Source organism: Bradyrhizobium sp. in8p8 (assembly GCF_000426845.1).
GTDB classification, from domain to species: Bacteria; Pseudomonadota; Alphaproteobacteria; order Rhizobiales; family Xanthobacteraceae; genus Bradyrhizobium; species Bradyrhizobium japonicum_C.
Map to the genome: position 1 here is coordinate 67,555 of NZ_AUGD01000010.1, position 15,381 is coordinate 82,935.

Sequence of the window (15,381 nt, forward strand, 5' to 3'; positions counted from 1 at the left end):
CAGTGATGTATGTATAAGTAGAGTGAGGCGCGTACCCCAATTTTCAGAACGATCGCCAGCGACCCGCAGTCGGGTCCGCCAGGCAACCTTGGCGCAGATTTTTGAGGCGCCGGCCACCTCCGACATTCGCTCAGTCATTTTGAGAGGTTCTGATGCTCATCAAGCCAAGCCTCATCGCGGGCTCCGAAAGGCGATTCAAGCAAGCCGAGTTCTCACCCGATGCCTTGAACCGGAAACTGGGCGACGGCCCGATCGAGATGTCCGTCGAAAAGATGCGCCTGCGCCAGCGCCAGCTACTGGCCGAGACGCACGACATGCAGGCAGCGGAGAAAGGGCTGGAGCGGATCATCCAGGGCAATGATCTCGACAGCATCAATTATCTCGCAAAGGGGACGGCCGCCGCACGCTCTGTTTGCCGTATTCAGCTGAGGGATCTGAAGTCGAACCTGCTCGGCTATGGCTCGGGCTTTCTGATCGGGCCCGGCCTGCTGCTGACCAACCATCATGTCTTCGGCAAGCCGGCGGACGCCGCGAATTCGATTGCCGATTTCAACTATGAACTGGATATCTCGGGACAAGAGCGCCTGCCGGAGAGGTTCGGATTCGAGCCCGGCAGATTCTTCTACACCAATGACAGGCTGGATTTCTCGGTCGTCGCGGTGGCCCAGACTTCGCTGTCGGGCCACGAGCATCTTGACGACTGGGGATGGCTGCCGCTGAGCGGTGCACCCGGTAAGGCAGACCCGGGCGAATATCTCACCATCATCCAGCATCCCAGCGGCCAGATGAAGCAGGTCTGCGTCCGCGAGAACAAGCTGCTCAAATATGCCGGCGACTTCCTCTGGTACAACACCGACACGACGGCTGGATCGTCGGGCTCCCCGGCGTTCAACCGCTTCTGGCAGGTGGTCGCGCTGCACCACAGCGGCGTTCCGCGGAAGGATGGGCAGGGCCGCACCCTGACCAAGGACGGCAAGGTATGGAAGCCCTCGATGGACGAATCCTCGATCGACTGGATCGCCAACGAAGGCATCCGAGTCAGCGCGATCGTGGCCGATCTCAAGGTGGCCGTCGGCTCCCACCCGTTGATCAAGCCGGTGTTGGATGAGGAAGAGCCGCCAATCCGGCAAGAGAGCGCGAAAGTCCGGGCGCCGGAGGCCGTGCCTGCGTTCGGCGCCAATTTCTGGGTCGAGCAGTCCGTCGACGGCACCTCTCTCGTGGTTCCAGTGCGCGTGCCATTGCCGATACTCAGGAAGGAAATTCCGTTCGCTCCGCTCGCCCCCGTGCCGGGCCCGGCGGGAGCTGACGGAGGTACAGCGAACGGCAGCATACACAACGGCGGCAAGCCGCTGATCGCCCCGCCGGCTGGCCTCCTGCCTCACATCAGTCCGAGAAACGGCCTGCCCATGGAGGCCGTGCATATCGATCAGAGCACGCTGAAATCGCGTCCGGGGTACAAGGCGAACTTCCTCGGCACCGGAAAATTCTCGGTCCCGTTGCCGAAGATTCCGGCCGCCCTCAAGTCCAGGATCGCGATGCTCAAGGGCAGCTCCAGGCAGTTCGAGCTGAGATATTTCAACTACAGTGTGGTCATGAACAAGCAGCGCAGACTCGCCTTCTTCAGCTGCGTCAATATCGACGGCGCCAAGCAGCAGGACGTCGGCAAGCGTGAAGGCGATTCCTGGCTGCGCGATCCACGCATCGACGACGATGCCCAGATCGGCGACGAGTTCTACCGCAAGCAGGCGACCTTCGAGGCGGATCGCACCAGGAATCCGTTCGATCGGGGTCATCTCGTGCGCCGCCTCGATGCGACCTGGGGCGACACCGTCGCCGCGGCCAAGCAGCATGGCGACGATTCCTTCCATTTCACCAACTGCTCGCCGCAGTTCTTCTCGTTCAATCAGGGCAAGCAGCTCTGGGCCGGATTGGAGGACTACACCCGCGATGTCCTGCTCGAAGGCGAGGAGAAGGGCATCGTGATGAACGGTCCGGTGTTCGATGGACCGGACGCCGACGGATCCGATCTGCCCAATCCGAACGGCCGGCCGCACAAGGACCCGAGCTTCGGCGGCGTTCAGATTCCGAAATACTTCTGGAAGATAATGATCCGGCGCGACGAAGACGGCCTCAAGGCGGCGGCATTCCTGATGAGCCAGCGCAAGCAGGTCATGGAGATCGACCGCATCCGGGAGGCGGATCTGCTCGAGCGGATGTCCGAGGAGGACGTCAGCGTCTTCCAGGTCTCGATCGCCGATCTGACGAAATTGACCAAGCTCGACTTCGGCAATCTTGCCGACGCGGACTCGCACGAGGCGACCTCGGTCGGTCCGCGTCGGATCGAGTCCTATGAGGACATCCGGATCTGACGTGCGGGGCGGGTGAGGGCAGCAGTGCGCTCCGGAGAGACACTGCAAGACCTCACCCGGCCTTCTTTCCAGGCCCTCGCGGGCGTCAGCGGATCGCGATCGGGTTGATCATCGCCTGCACGCCGCCGGTCCAGCGCGGCTGTCCCAGCACGAAAAGGAACTCATAGCCCTTGTCGCGTGCGAGCGCGGCCGTGTCCATGTTTTCGAGAATGTAGGTCCCGTTCATCGCGAGCAGAATCTGGTGCACCTCGAACACGTTCTTGGATTCGAACGGCAGCACCTCGAGTCCCCAGGTATCGGCACCGACGGCGACGACACCCTTGCCGGTGAGATATTTTGCCCCCTCGACGCCGAGCCCGGGCTCGCCGGCCGAATAGCGCTTGTCGTCCTTGCCGACCAGGCTGAGCCAGCCGGTGTGGAAGATGACGACATCGCCCTGACGGATCTCGACGTTCTGCTGCTTGGCGGCCTCCTCGATCTCCTTGACGTTGAACGCGGTGCCTTCCTTGACCACGTCGGTCTTGAAATAGGCTGCCATGTCGAGCAGGACGCCGCGGGTAACCATCGGCGGCACCTTCTCGATGCCGAGCTTCTTCAGCCCCGTCGGATCGGCGAAATCGGCGAGCTTGTTGCCGTTGTAATAGACGTGCTCGATGCCGAGATGGCCGAGGCCGTCGAGCTGGCTGCCGACGCCGACCCAGCTGTCGAGGATATCGTCGTTGTAGGTGGCCTTGTTGGGGCCAAGACCGGAACTGCCGGCCTGACCCGGCTGCACAACGGTGATCTTGTAACTGCGCGGCGGGTAGGCCGGCGTTTGGGATGTGACGGGCATGCCGAGGGCGTAGGTCTTGCCGGTCTTCACCAGTGAGGCGGCCTTCACCACGAGCTCGGGCGTCATGTAGTTGGCGGAGCCGATCTCGTCGTTCGGCCCCCATTTCGACTTGGTCCAGTCCTGGGCGTTTGCTGTTCCTGATATCGCCGACAATGCGACGACACAGCACAACACGAGCGTATTGCGCATCGAATAGTCCTCCCGATGTTCTTGCCGATGTCCGGCTTCGTTATGGTTTTGCGCTGGCCAGCCAGTCATCCTAACGTAGAACGATCGAGGGCTTCAAAGCTTTTCGATGTGCTGCGTTGCCGCGGCAGAATATGCGCGGACGCGCGGTGGATTTGTGACGAATTTCGTGGAGTGGAACGCTGCGTCGCGTCAGGCCGCGATGACCTCGTCGTCCCTGGCAAGGGACTCGACAAAACCGCTCAGCGCGCTCGTTTGATGTCCGGCGCGGCGGTGGATGAACAATGTCTCGACGCGCGCATGCGACGGGCTCAGCGTGTGGATCGAGATGCTGGCGCTCATCGCGCTGCATTCAATCACCGCGCGCGGCAGCAGCGTCACTCCCATGTCGGCGGCGACACATCCGATCATGCCGTCGAGCGTGCCGAGCTCGAAGCGTGCCGCCGACGGCCAGCCGAACTCGACGAATATTTGCTCGAGCCGCTGACGGTAGGTACAACCGGTGCGGAACACCAGTGCGGTCGGGCCGGACTCCGGCGTGCCAGCGCGCAGCTCGGCCAGCGAAGCCCAGCGCCGCGCGCTGACCAGCACCAGCTCCTCGCGGAATGCAATCGTAGCCGTGAGATCGGCGTGCGTGATGGGCCCCGCGACGAAGGCGCCGTTAAGCGTGCCGTCGAGCACGTCGGCGACGAGGTCGGCGGTCGGCGCGGTGCGCAAGGAAAGACGCACGGCGGGACAACGGCGATGGAAATCCGCCAGCAAGGGTGGCAGGCGCACGGCCGCCGTCGTCTCCATCGATCCGATCGAGAGCGGTCCACTCGGCTCGCCATCATCGCGCGCAGCAAGCACGGCCTCACGCGCCAGTGCCGCCATCTTCAGCGCGTAGGGGAGGAGGCGCCTGCCGGCGCCCGTCAGCGTCATACCGCGCGAATGCCGTTCGAACAGCGCCGTGCCGATCTCCGCCTCCAGCGCCTTCACGCGCTGGGTTACGTTGGACTGCACTGTATTCAGCGCTTCCGCAGCGCGGGTAATGCCGCCGACGCGAGCCACTGCCGCAAAGGTCTGGAGATCGCTGAGTTCCATATCTCGTTTCTCTTTTGAGATGGCAACGTTCGCAAGAATTCAATTTTCGAGAATGTAAGTCAGGCTTAGTCTCTCTGTCCAGATCGGGGGAGGGACCATGCCCATTGCGACATCGCTGACCAGGCTGCTGGAGATCAGGCACCCCATCCTGCTGGCGCCGATGGATATTGTCGCCGGCAGCCGTCTCGTCTCGGCTGTGAGTCGCGCCGGTGGGTTCGGCATTCTCGGCGGCGGCTATGGCGAGCGGACTTGGCTGAAGCGGGAGACGGCGAAACTCGCGGATCTGCGTGCGCCGTTCGGGATCGGCTTCATCACATGGAGCCTTGCCAGGCAGCCCGAGCTTCTCGACATCGCACTCGGCGCAAAGCCTTCCGCGATCATGTTGTCATTCGGCGATCCCGCGCCGTTCGCGCCGCGCATCAAGTCGGCCGGCGCGCGCCTGATCTGTCAGGTGCAGGATGAAGCGATGGCACGGCAGGCGCTCGAGGCCGGCGCGGACATCCTGATCGCGCAGGGGACCGAGGCGGGCGGTCACGGCGCTTCGCGGACCAGCATCGATCTGCTGCCGGCCATCGTCGATCTTGCCGCGGGTCGTGTTCCCGTGGTGGCGGCCGGCGGCATCGCCGACGGGCGCGGGCTCGCCGCCATGATGATGCTGGGCGCGAGCGGCGTGCTGCTGGGCACGCGCTTCTATGCGAGTCAGGAGGCCGATGGCGCGGAGGAAGCCAAGCGGCGCATCTGTGCGGCGAGCAGCGGCTCGACGCTCCGCGGCATCATCTTCGATCTCTCCCGCAACAACGTCTGGCCGGCGCCATTCACCGGCCGGTGCCTGATCAACGACCATGCCAGGCGCTGGATGGGACGCGAAGTCGAACTGATGCAGAATGTCGCCGCAGTCGCGGCGGAGTATGCGGCGGCAAAGGCGGCCGGCAATTTCGACGTGGCCGCCGTGATCGCGGGAGAGGCGGTCGGCTTGATTCATGATATTCCGCCGGCGGCCGAGATCGTCGATCGGATTGCGGTTGAGGTCGAGCAGTTGCTGGAGGGGCGGCGGAATTCCGGTGCTTCTTTTCCTTCTCCCCTTGTGGGAGAAGGTGGCGCGGATGCAATCCGCGCCGGATGAGAGGTTCTATCCGCGGAGCGTAAAGTCAAATTTGAGAGGTCTGTCTCTGCGGATGCAAACCCCTCACCCGTCTCGCCGCTACGCGGCGATCCACCCTCTCCCTCAAGGGGAGAGGGCAAGAGCGAGGCAAGAACCATGTGGCCTGACCGTCGACTGATCGATCTCTTCAAGACCGAATTCCCCATCGTGCTGGCGCCGATGGCTGGCGTGATGGATGCGGAGCTGGTGATTGCGGCGGCGCAAGGCGGGGCGCTGGGCTCGCTGCCGTGTGCGATGATCTCGGCGGAGAAGGCGCGCGAGCAGGTCGGGCTCATCCGCCAGCGCGTAAAGGCGCCGGTGAACATGAACTTCTTCTGCCACACACCGGTCGAGCTGACGGCGGAGGCCGAGGCGCGGTGGAAGCAGCGGCTGGCAGGGTACTACGCCGAGCACGGTCTCGATCCGGCGGCGCCGATCGCCGCGGCCGACCGCGCGCCCTTCGACGCCGCCTTCTGCGAGGTCGTCGAAGAGCTGAAGCCGGAGGTCGTCAGCTTCCATTTCGGTTTGCCGGAGCCGTCGCTGCTCAAGCGGGTCAAGGCGGCCGGATGCCGCGTCGTCTCGTCTGCCACGACGGTGAAAGAAGCGGTCTGGCTGGAAGAGCGCGGCGTCGACGCCGTGATCGCACAAGGTGCCGAGGCGGGCGGCCATCGCGGCATGTTCCTCACTGACAAGATTGCAGAACAGCCCGGCACCTTCGCGCTGGTGCCGCAGGTCGTCGATGCCGTGAAGGTGCCGGTGATCGCTGCCGGCGGCATTGCGGACGGTCGCGGCATTGCCGCAGCCTTTGCGCTCGGTGCCTCCGGCGTGCAGATCGGCAGCGCTTACTTGCGCTGTCCGGAGTCCAAGGTCAGCGCGGGCGGCCGCAAGGCGCTCGCCGAGGCACGAGACGATTCCACGGTTATCACCAATGTCATGACCGGCCGTCCGGCGCGCGGGGTCCAGAACCGGCTCATGCGCGAGGCCGGCCCGGTCTCGCCGGATGCGCCGCCCTTTCCCCATGCCGCGACCGCCCTGGGGCCGCTGAAGGCCGCCGCCGAGAAGCAGGGCAGGGTGGATTTTACCAATCTCTGGGCCGGACAGGCCGTGGCCCTCGGTCGCGAGGTCCCCGCGGCAGAATTGACCCGCGATCTCGCCAGATCGGCGCTGGCTCGCCTGAAAGCGCTCGCCGGATAGGCCTCCAGGTTATTGTTTCCGCATGATCTTTTCGGAAAACCGCTTCACACTTTTCCGGATCATGCGCTAGCGCCGGTTGCGGCGCAAAACCGGCCTCTGCTATACGGCACATGGGTTTTGCCGTGAGAGGCCATATATAATGTCCGTCGACGCCGCTACCGTCCGCCGCATCGCGCATCTGGCGCGGATTGCGGTTTCCGAGGACGACGTTCCGCATCTGCAGGGCGAGCTCAATGCCATGCTCGCCTTTGTCGAGCAGCTCTCGGAGGTCAATGTCGTGGGCGTGGAGCCGATGACCTCGGTCACCCCGATGCAGATGAAGAAGCGGCAGGACGTGGTCAATGACGGCGAGATCGCCGACGATATCGTTGCCAATGCTCCCGCGACCGAGGGCCACTTCTTCCTGGTGCCGAAGGTCGTCGAGTAACATTGCGTTTTCGAGCGAAGTGGAAGCCGGTTCGCGTGAAGAAAACGCGTCAAACAAAGAGTCTTAGGACGTGGTCCGATGTGCCTGCTTTGCGACGATGAGAAGGCCTATCAGGCCTATATGAACTATCTCGACAAGATGGAGCGGCAGGGCAAGGCTGCCGATCCCAATGTCGCCGTCAATGCCGTGCTCGATGAGCTCGAGGCTGCTGCGAATGCCGCTGCCAAGAAAGACGACCCGGCCAACGACAAGACCTTGTCTCCGTTCTTCTGCAGCCCGATCAATAAATGACCGATTTGACATCGCTGACGCTCGCAGAGGCCCGCAAGGGCCTCGCGGCCAAGACTTTCACGTCACTCGAGCTGACCGACGCGCACTTGTCCGCGATCGAGGCTGCGCGCGTGCTCAACGCCTTCGTGATGGAGACGCCCGACAAGGCACGGGCCATGGCGCGCGAGGCGGACAGCAAGATCGCCAAGGGCGATGCGGGGCCGCTCGCCGGCATCCCGCTCGGCATCAAGGATCTGTTCGCGACCAGGGGCGTGCGCACCACGGCGTGCTCGAAGATCCTCGGCAATTTCGTGCCGACCTACGAGTCCACCGTCACCTCGCAGCTCTGGCGCGACGGCGCGGTGATGCTCGGCAAGCTCAACAACGACGAGTTCGCGATGGGCTCGTCGAACGAGACCTCCTGCTTCGGGCCCGTCGGCAATCCCTGGCGGCGCGACGGCAGCAACACCACGTTGGTGCCGGGCGGCTCGTCCGGCGGTTCGGCCTCGGCCGTGGCGGCGCTGCTGTGCATGGGCGCGACCGCGACCGACACCGGCGGCTCGATCCGCCAGCCGGCGGCGTTCACCGCGACCGTCGGCATCAAGCCGACCTATGGCCGCTGCTCGCGCTGGGGCATCGTCGCCTTTGCCTCCTCGCTCGACCAGGCTGGTCCGATCGCACGCAGCGTCCGCGATGCCGCGATGCTGCTGCGCTCGATGGCGGGTCATGACCCCAAGGACACGACCTCGGTCGACATTCCCGTGCCGGACTACGAGACCGCGATCGGCAGGTCCGTGAAGGGCATGAAGATCGGCATCCCCAGGGAGTATCGGCTCGACGGCATGCCGGCCGAAATCGAGAAGCTGTGGCAAGCGGGCGCGGATTGGCTCAGGAGCGCCGGCGCCGAGCTCGTCGAGGTCTCGCTGCCGCACACCAAATATGCTCTGCCGGCTTATTACATCGTGGCGCCGGCGGAGGCCTCCTCCAACCTCGCCCGCTATGACGGCGTCCGCTACGGTCTGCGCGAGCCGGCCAAGAACATCATCGAGCTCTACGAGAACACCCGCGCCGAAGGCTTTGGCGCCGAAGTGAAGCGCCGCGTCATGATCGGCACCTATGTGCTCTCGGCCGGCTATTACGACGCGTACTATTTGCGCGCCCAGAAGGTGCGCACGCTGATCAAGAAGGACTTTGAGGACTGCTTCGCCCAGGGTGTGGATGCCATCCTGACGCCGGCGACGCCGTCGGCGGCCTTCGGCATCGGCGAGAAAGGCGGCGCCGATCCGGTCGAGATGTACCTCAACGACATCTTCACGGTGACGGTGAACATGGCGGGCCTGCCAGGTATCGCCGTGCCCGCGGGCAAGGACGCGCAGGGCCTGCCGCTCGGCCTGCAACTGATCGGCCGTCCGTTTGACGAGGAGACGCTGTTCTCGCTCGGCGAAGTGATCGAGCAGGCCGCCGGCCGGTTCACGCCCGCGAGGTGGTGGTGAATGTCGCTGACTTCATCGCGAGCCTCGACGGCGCGGCGCCGGCGCAGGAGCTGAGTGCGCCGCTCGTAGGCCTCTGGTGGGCAGCGAAGGGTGACTGGGACCGCGCGCACAAGATCGTCCAGGACGACAACGGCCGTGAAGCCGCCTGGGTGCATGCATACTTGCACCGCGTCGAAGGCGATCTGGGCAATGCCGGCTATTGGTACCGCCAGGCCGGCCAGGTCGCAGCAAAGGATTCATTGGAAGCGGAGTGGGAGCGGATCGCTGCCACGCTGCTTGGGAGCAGGACATGAGCACGGCAACGCACAAGCTTCTCAAGGGCGCCACCGGGGATTGGGAGATGGTCATCGGCATGGAGATCCATGCCCAGGTGACGTCGAACGCCAAGCTGTTCTCGGGTGCCTCGACCGCGTTCGGCGGGGAGCCGAACAGCCAAGTCTCGCTGGTCGACGCCGCGATGCCGGGCATGCTGCCCGTGATCAACGAGGAATGCGTCAGGCAGGCTGTCCGGACCGGACTTGGCCTCAACGCGAAGATCAACCTGCGCTCGGTGTTCGATCGCAAGAACTATTTCTATCCGGACTCGCCGCAGGGCTATCAGATCAGCCAGTACAAGTCGCCGGTGGTAGGCGAGGGCGAGGTGCTGGTCGAGCTCGACGGCGGCCGCAGCGTCACCATCGGCATCGAGCGGCTGCATCTGGAGCAGGATGCCGGCAAGTTGCTGCACGACCGGTCGCCGACCATGTCCAATGTCGATCTCAATCGCTGCGGCGTGGCGCTGATGGAGATCGTCTCCAAGCCCGACATCCGCGATGCCGAGCAGGCCAAGGCCTACGTAGCGAAGCTGCGCTCCATCCTGCGCTATCTCGGCACCTGCGACGGCGACATGGAGAAGGGATCTCTGCGCGCCGACGTCAACGTCTCGGTGCGCAAGCCCGGCGGGCCGCTCGGCACCCGGTGCGAGATCAAGAACATGAACTCGATCAATTTCATCGGCCAGGCGATCGAGTACGAGGCGCGGCGCCAGATCGAGATCCTCGAGGATGGCGGCCAGATCGACCAGGAGACGCGGCTCTACGATCCCAACAAGGGCGAGACGCGCTCGATGCGCTCGAAGGAAGAGGCGCACGATTATCGTTACTTCCCCGACCCCGACCTGTTGCCGCTGGAGTTCAGCCAGGCGTTCGTCGACGAGCTGAAGGCCCAGCTGCCGGAGCTGCCTGACCAGAAGAAGACGCGCTTCGTCGCCGATTTCGGGCTCTCGGCCTATGACGCGAGCGTGCTGGTCGCCGAGCGCGAGAGCGCGGTCTTCTACGAGACGGTGCTCGACAGGCTCGCCAACCGCGCCCGCGACGGCAAGATGGCGGCGAACTGGGTGATCAACGAGCTGTTCGGCCGTCTCAACAAGGAAGGCCGGGGCATCACGGACTCTCCGGTCGATGCCCAACAGCTTGCAGCCATCATCGACCTGATCGGCGAGGGCACGATATCGGGGAAGATCGCCAAGGATCTGTTCGAGATCGTCTGGCAGGAGGGCGGCGATCCCCGCGCGCTGGTGGAAAGCCGCGGCATGAAGCAGGTCACGGATCTTTCGGCGATCGAAAAGGTTGTCGACGACATCATCGCGGCGAACCCCGACAAGGCCGCGCAGGTCAAGGACAAGCCGCAGTCGCTCGGTTGGTTCGTCGGCCAGGTGATGAAGGCGTCGGGCGGCAAGGCCAACCCGCAGAGCGTCAACGACCTGCTCAAGTCCAAGCTGGGCGTCTAGCCTCGCACGTGCGTACGAGGTGACGGACACGCTTCGTCACCTCGCTTTCCGCTTCGGTGCGACGCTCGCGCGCATGCTCGGAAGAAAACTTCATCCCGATCCACGCTGCTGCCGCGACCGAATCGCCGTCACGCGATTCGCGCAAAACGGCGGCTTGCACAGGCTCCGACGAGCGATTGCGCCGTTAAGCACGAAAATATTTTCGTTGCCAAAATTCGCGACTCAGAGTCCGCGAAGCGCCCCGGCAACGTGATCGCCGAGGTGTCGATGCACATCATCGCATCGATCGCGCGTGATGCGCGCGTGCAGAAAAATACTTGCTGCATAGTGTTTTCATGCAATCGCGTCTCTCTCGAACGCCGATGCTGCGAGTGCTCCTTGCGATCGCTCGCGCGCGTCGCGCAGTGTGCTTGCGTCGCGCTCGCAAGCGCACGCGCGTTGCGTCGTCAACACTTCTTTAAGCGAGACGCTGTTTTTTTCTTCGTGTTGGTGTATTCGGGATGAAGTGCATTCGATCCCCGAATGCACGCAGCGATTAAAGCCATCTCACACATCGGAGGGCAACATGGCCAAGAAAGCGAAGAAGGCGAAGAAGGCGAAGAAGGCGAAGAGCGCAGTGAAGAAGACTGCGAAGAAGACCCGCAAGGTCGCAAAGAAGAAGTAACTTCGCTTCTGAAGTTGCCGGCTTCAGATAGCCGGCACGTCATCAGCGCCTTCGAGGTTCTGGTCGACGATAGAGGGTGTCGGCGAGACATCAGGTCAACGGTCGGATCGTTCTCCTTCACGGTCCGGCAGAAGAAACGAGTTTTCTTCGTTCGGTGCGGGTATCCTTTTTGAGAGCCCCGCAATTTCGCAAGCAGCCTTCGGGCTCATGTGAAATCTGGTCCTGACGTGTTCGCCGACGCCCTCGTTCTCCTGAGGCCGGGGTATTGCCGGCATTCCTTTCCCCACATTGCTGATCTGACCGGGACGGCGCCCAGCTGACGTCTCTGCCTCCGACCGTGGGCAGGCGAGGGTTGCGGCTTGACTTGCGCCGCTCGCGCGCCGCGTCTGGAGTTGCGGTGCCTTCGCCTGGCTCCGACGGGACAATCCAGCACACCGTGGCTTCTCGGTGGATCGCCGTTGTCTCTGGAAGCTGCATCACCGCTCTGGGAAGATGCGATGCGCGGCGCGCGATAGGCCACAGCGCGCATCCGACTGCGCGTGATGGTTATCGATGTCCTGAATTCCAACGGTAAACCGAATCTGACGAATCGCAGAAGTGCCTGCAACTCAGGAGCTTTTTGGATTCCGCAGCTCGGCGTCGCACACCCGCGTTTACGTCTGCTTCATCGCGATACTTAAACTGCCATTCAAATTTGCCCGCCATCATCGTCTCCAACAAGCCGGCAAACGGCATGGGATGAGTCGAACAGCTTTTTGGACGGGAGCCGCGCTCGGGGGACGAGGCGGCATAAGAACAAAGGGGATGCGTGATGTTTCAGGGTACTTTCGATCTGGAGACGGCAACGCCGATCGATGCGAGCGCGCTGTCGGACGTGCTGTTCGAGCGCGGAATCTACTGGGCGAGCGGCCGCTCCGGGATCGTCGATCTCGTCGCCGCGCACAAATGGTTCAACCTTGCCGCGTTGAAGGGCCGCAAGGACGCCGTAGCGCTGCGCCAGGAAGTCGCCGGGCAGATGTCGGAAGCCGAGATCTCGGCCGCACAGCGCGAGGCGAGGGCCTGGGTCTCCGCGCACTGATGAGAATCGCACCTGCCCCCGTAGTCGCACGGGGCGGCCAGTTGCGCTGAAGCAAGTGTCTTCGTCTTGCCGCGCATAAACTGGGCGGTATGGGCAACCAAGACACGAATGAACGATGGCTGCCGATTCAGATCGCTCCCGATGAGTGCGATCTGGAGCTCGGACGTCTCGACAAGACCGGAATCTTGCCCTGGTCCTTTCCCTGCCGGCGGACGGACGGCGTGTGGTTCAATGTCTGGGCCGGCGAGGCCGTGCTGATATCGCCTTCGCATTGGCGGATCTGGCGATCTGGTATCTGGGTGCGGGCAGGCACGCGCGACTCGCGGTGAGCTCAGTGTGGTCACCATCGTTCTCAGGTGAAAGAACGCCTGGAACTTGATTGATTCTGCTGCCGATGGCGGAGAGGGAGGGATTCGAACCCTCGATACAGCTTGAGACCGTATGACGCTTTAGCAAAGCGTTGCCTTCAGCCACTCGGCCACCTCTCCGGTGCGAGCCTTATGCATCTAATTGCTCGCGCGGGTCAAATTGGAAGCGCGTGTTTCGCTCGAATTCCCAGTGAATTTCGAAACATAGGGGTGCTCTGAGCGGCCAAGAGCGTGGCGCCGCCAAGGCAGATCCGAGGCCTGTCCATGTGAGCATGGATACAGGATGCTCTGTGGAGGGAGACTTCCTTGCTCCCCTCGATGTCCGATTTTCCCTTGAAGTTCAATGGTCTGCGAGAAGGCTAGGGAAGATTGACCTCCCTGCGTCTTGTCTTGCGAGCTGCCGGCGCGATCCCGATCTTCGCCATCTCTATAAAGAGTCATTGCCGGCGCGCCAAAGGCATTGCGGCGACTGCGCTTACCGGGGCGAAGGCGCTGATGTCTGTCCATTGAGTCTCTTCGTGATTCCACGATTCGAGCGCGTCAAAGCCACTCCAGGCCGATGTCTTCAGAAGCGGCGCCCCATGTGGGGAACTTTGATGGCAAATGGAACCGCCTCAAAAACGTTAGTGAAAACAGTAGGTTGCAAGCGCGATCTGATCACATCTGCGTGTTATTTGTGCAACACCCACCGGAAAACACGCTTCCTCGGCCCGTTTGGGAGCGTTCTCTTGTTGTGTGTGCAAGGCCGTTCGGTAATTGTGACTGAGCGACGGAGGGGGGCATCCCGAGGTCGTCCCGTTTAGGTCTTTCGCTTAAGTCCCTCGCGTTCATGCGGGTGTGTCCGAAGGCGCGAAGGGGCCCAAAGCGGTGATTTAGAGGGGGCTGGGGAATTGACCATCCGGTCAGTGACCTTCCCTGAAAGAGCAACTTGGAGGTTTAACATGAAGTTGGTTAAGAGCCTTTTGCTCGGCTCAGCGGCGGGTCTGATCGCCGTGGGCGGAGCGCAGGCAGCCGATCTCCCCGTGAAGGCCAAGGCGGTCGAATACGTGAAGATCTGCTCGCTGTACGGTGCGGGCTTCTACTACATCCCGGGCACTGACACCTGCATCAAGCTGGGTGGTTATCTCCGCGCTGAAGTCGCGCTGGGCACCAACAGCGTCTACAATGGCGCGTTCAACGGCGCTGCTGGCGCTCACAACCGCCTCAGCAACTACTACACGATGCGGGCTCGTCAGGATCTCAACATCGATACCCGCACCGCGACCGAATACGGCGTGGTTCGCACGTTCTTCGATGCGACCTTCTCGTGGACGACCGGCGGATACACCGGTGGCGGTACGACCGCATACGACTCGGCTCCGGCGGGTACCTCGGGCAACGGCTCGGTGGCCGGTGGTTCGCTCGGCGTGTACTACGCCTTCATCCAGTTCGCTGGCTTCACGATGGGTAAGGCGGTCTCCCAGTTCTCAGCTCCCTGGACCAACTATCCCGGTAACAACTTCGACGGTCTCGTCGGCGGCGGCGGCACGGTTACCGGCGTCAACCAGTTCACCTACACCGCTGACTTCGGTCAGGGCATCACGGCATCGTTCTCGGCGCAGGATCAGGTCCAGTACTATCAGGCTGGTATCAACAACCTCGCTGTTCCGGGCACCTTCGGCTACGGCACCAACAACACCGCCGGCTCGCGCTCGCCGGACCTCGTCGCCATGGTTCGCGTGGACCAGGCTTGGGGTCTGTTCCAGGCGTCGGTTGCGGCGCATGAGAACCATGCGGGCTACTACGGAGCGACCGAACCCACCGGTCACCCCGGCGACAAGTGGGGTTGGGCGGCTCAGCTGGCTTTGTCGATCAAGAACATCCCGACGGGTGCGGGTGACACGATCAACATCCAGGGCGTCTATACCGACGGTGCGACCCGCTACAACATCCAGGACCTCGCCGGTGGCACCGGTGCCTGGACGAGCTATGGCAGCACCGGCCTGGCCGGCGCATATCAGAGCATCGGCATCGGTTTCGCACCTGACGCGGTGCACGTGACCGGTGGCGGCCTGGAGCTGGTCCAGACCTGGGGTATGCGCGGTGCGTACACCCACAACTGGGATCCGTACTGGAACACGGCTCTCTACGGTGCGTACGCTGGAGTTCGCTACACTGGCGCAGCGAAGACCGCGATGTGCGGCGTGGGCGGCACCGTGTCGGTTGCACTCGGCATTGCTTCGGCTGCCTGTAACCCCGACTACAACATCGCTCAGCTGGGTCTCATCACCCGCTGGACGCCGGTCAAGAACCTGACCTTCTCGGCCGACTTCAACTGGACCCATCTGGACCAGAAGTACGCAGCCGGAACGGTCACCGCTGCTGGCGCCAGTGCGGCGTTGGCTAAGCCCGTCGCGGCTTACGAGCTCAAGGATCAGGACTCGTTCACCCTGCTCCTCCGCGCTCAGCGCAACTGGTAAGTTTGGTCTAACGACCTGACAGAGAGCCCCGGCGGGAAACCGCCGGGGC

General features: G+C 63.2%; 13 protein-coding genes and 1 tRNA gene. 10 read left to right on the forward strand and 4 right to left on the reverse strand.

The genetic code is table 11. The features are described from left to right. Positions 1 to 152 precede the first annotated feature (152 nt). On the forward strand, positions 153 to 2,369 hold the full coding sequence (locus K408_RS40385; RefSeq protein WP_024341102.1) for a DNA/RNA non-specific endonuclease: 2,217 nt from the start codon (positions 153 to 155) through the stop codon (positions 2,367 to 2,369). An 85-nt stretch (positions 2,370 to 2,454) separates the two neighbouring features. Here K408_RS40385 and K408_RS0124340 read toward each other — a convergent pair whose 3' ends face one another. Next, a complete protein-coding gene (locus tag K408_RS0124340) occupies positions 2,455 to 3,390 on the reverse strand; it encodes a cyclase family protein (protein ID WP_024341103.1) in 936 nt (311 codons plus the stop codon). Between the two features lie 189 nt (positions 3,391 to 3,579). Beyond that, on the reverse strand, positions 3,580 to 4,470 hold the full coding sequence (locus K408_RS0124345; RefSeq protein WP_024341104.1) for a LysR family transcriptional regulator: 891 nt from the start codon (positions 4,468 to 4,470) through the stop codon (positions 3,580 to 3,582). A 97-nt stretch (positions 4,471 to 4,567) separates the two neighbouring features. Between K408_RS0124345 and K408_RS0124350 the strand changes: the two genes are divergently transcribed. The 7 genes from K408_RS0124350 to gatB all read left to right on the forward strand — a co-directional run bounded on the left by K408_RS0124350 (position 4,568) and on the right by gatB (position 10,763). After that, a complete protein-coding gene (locus K408_RS0124350; protein WP_024341105.1) occupies positions 4,568 to 5,593 on the forward strand; it encodes an NAD(P)H-dependent flavin oxidoreductase in 1,026 nt (341 codons plus the stop codon). A 135-nt stretch (positions 5,594 to 5,728) separates the two neighbouring features. Beyond that, on the forward strand, positions 5,729 to 6,805 hold the full coding sequence (locus tag K408_RS0124355) for an NAD(P)H-dependent flavin oxidoreductase (RefSeq protein ID WP_024341106.1): 1,077 nt from the start codon (positions 5,729 to 5,731) through the stop codon (positions 6,803 to 6,805). Positions 6,806 to 6,944: 139 nt separating this feature from the next. After that, positions 6,945 to 7,232: an Asp-tRNA(Asn)/Glu-tRNA(Gln) amidotransferase subunit GatC gene (gene gatC / locus K408_RS0124360; RefSeq protein WP_024341107.1), complete on the forward strand. Its 288-nt coding sequence runs from the start codon at positions 6,945 to 6,947 to the stop codon at positions 7,230 to 7,232. 78 nt (positions 7,233 to 7,310) lie between these two features. Further along, positions 7,311 to 7,523: a hypothetical protein gene (locus K408_RS0124365; protein WP_008548392.1), complete on the forward strand. Its 213-nt coding sequence runs from the start codon at positions 7,311 to 7,313 to the stop codon at positions 7,521 to 7,523. Beyond that, positions 7,520 to 8,995, forward strand: coding sequence for an Asp-tRNA(Asn)/Glu-tRNA(Gln) amidotransferase subunit GatA (gatA, locus tag K408_RS0124370; protein WP_024341108.1), 1,476 nt, complete (start codon positions 7,520 to 7,522; stop codon positions 8,993 to 8,995). The genes K408_RS0124365 and gatA overlap by 4 nt, the downstream gene beginning before the upstream one ends. Next, positions 8,986 to 9,288, forward strand: a complete 303-nt coding sequence (locus tag K408_RS0124375) for a hypothetical protein (RefSeq protein ID WP_024341109.1) — start codon at positions 8,986 to 8,988, stop codon at positions 9,286 to 9,288. Before gatA ends, K408_RS0124375 begins: the two co-directional genes overlap by 10 nt. Next, entirely contained in the window at positions 9,285 to 10,763 is a 1,479-nt protein-coding gene (gatB, locus tag K408_RS0124380; protein WP_024341110.1) for an Asp-tRNA(Asn)/Glu-tRNA(Gln) amidotransferase subunit GatB, read from the forward strand. The genes K408_RS0124375 and gatB overlap by 4 nt, the downstream gene beginning before the upstream one ends. Before the next feature lie 128 nt (positions 10,764 to 10,891). On the opposite strand, the gene K408_RS42255 is transcribed toward gatB, so the two are convergent. Further along, entirely contained in the window at positions 10,892 to 11,089 is a 198-nt protein-coding gene (locus K408_RS42255; RefSeq protein ID WP_155248605.1) for a hypothetical protein, read from the reverse strand. Between the two features lie 1,149 nt (positions 11,090 to 12,238). On the opposite strand from K408_RS42255, the gene K408_RS0124390 reads away from it, so the two are divergent. Continuing rightward, positions 12,239 to 12,505 carry a hypothetical protein gene (locus K408_RS0124390; RefSeq protein ID WP_024341111.1) on the forward strand — a complete coding sequence of 89 codons (267 nt, stop codon included), beginning with the start codon at positions 12,239 to 12,241 and terminating at the stop codon, positions 12,503 to 12,505. Between the two features lie 395 nt (positions 12,506 to 12,900). Here the strand turns inward: K408_RS0124390 and K408_RS0124400 are convergent. Then, positions 12,901 to 12,993: transfer RNA gene (locus K408_RS0124400), tRNA-Ser, on the reverse strand. 821 nt (positions 12,994 to 13,814) lie between these two features. On the opposite strand from K408_RS0124400, the gene K408_RS0124405 reads away from it, so the two are divergent. Further along, positions 13,815 to 15,332 (forward strand): porin, encoded by a 1,518-nt coding sequence (locus K408_RS0124405; RefSeq protein WP_024341113.1) that lies wholly within the window; start codon positions 13,815 to 13,817, stop codon positions 15,330 to 15,332. The last annotated feature ends 49 nt before the right edge of the window (positions 15,333 to 15,381 follow it).

Excerpts from the sequence above, each read along its gene's own strand:
- K408_RS40385 (WP_024341102.1), top strand. The coding sequence starts at position 153 with ATGCTCATCAAGCCAAGCCTCATCGCGGGCTCCGAAAGGCGATTCAAG.
- K408_RS0124340 (WP_024341103.1), bottom strand. The coding sequence starts at position 3,390 with ATGCGCAATACGCTCGTGTTGTGCTGTGTCGTCGCATTGTCGGCGATA.
- K408_RS0124345 (WP_024341104.1), bottom strand. The coding sequence starts at position 4,470 with ATGGAACTCAGCGATCTCCAGACCTTTGCGGCAGTGGCTCGCGTCGGC.
- K408_RS0124350 (WP_024341105.1), top strand. The coding sequence starts at position 4,568 with ATGCCCATTGCGACATCGCTGACCAGGCTGCTGGAGATCAGGCACCCC.
- K408_RS0124355 (WP_024341106.1), top strand. The coding sequence starts at position 5,729 with ATGTGGCCTGACCGTCGACTGATCGATCTCTTCAAGACCGAATTCCCC.
- gatC (WP_024341107.1), top strand. The coding sequence starts at position 6,945 with ATGTCCGTCGACGCCGCTACCGTCCGCCGCATCGCGCATCTGGCGCGG.
- K408_RS0124365 (WP_008548392.1), top strand. The coding sequence starts at position 7,311 with ATGTGCCTGCTTTGCGACGATGAGAAGGCCTATCAGGCCTATATGAAC.
- gatA (WP_024341108.1), top strand. The coding sequence starts at position 7,520 with ATGACCGATTTGACATCGCTGACGCTCGCAGAGGCCCGCAAGGGCCTC.
- gatB (WP_024341110.1), top strand. The coding sequence starts at position 9,285 with ATGAGCACGGCAACGCACAAGCTTCTCAAGGGCGCCACCGGGGATTGG.
- K408_RS42255 (WP_155248605.1), bottom strand. The coding sequence starts at position 11,089 with ATGCAGCAAGTATTTTTCTGCACGCGCGCATCACGCGCGATCGATGCG.
- K408_RS0124390 (WP_024341111.1), top strand. The coding sequence starts at position 12,239 with ATGTTTCAGGGTACTTTCGATCTGGAGACGGCAACGCCGATCGATGCG.
- K408_RS0124405 (WP_024341113.1), top strand. The coding sequence starts at position 13,815 with ATGAAGTTGGTTAAGAGCCTTTTGCTCGGCTCAGCGGCGGGTCTGATC.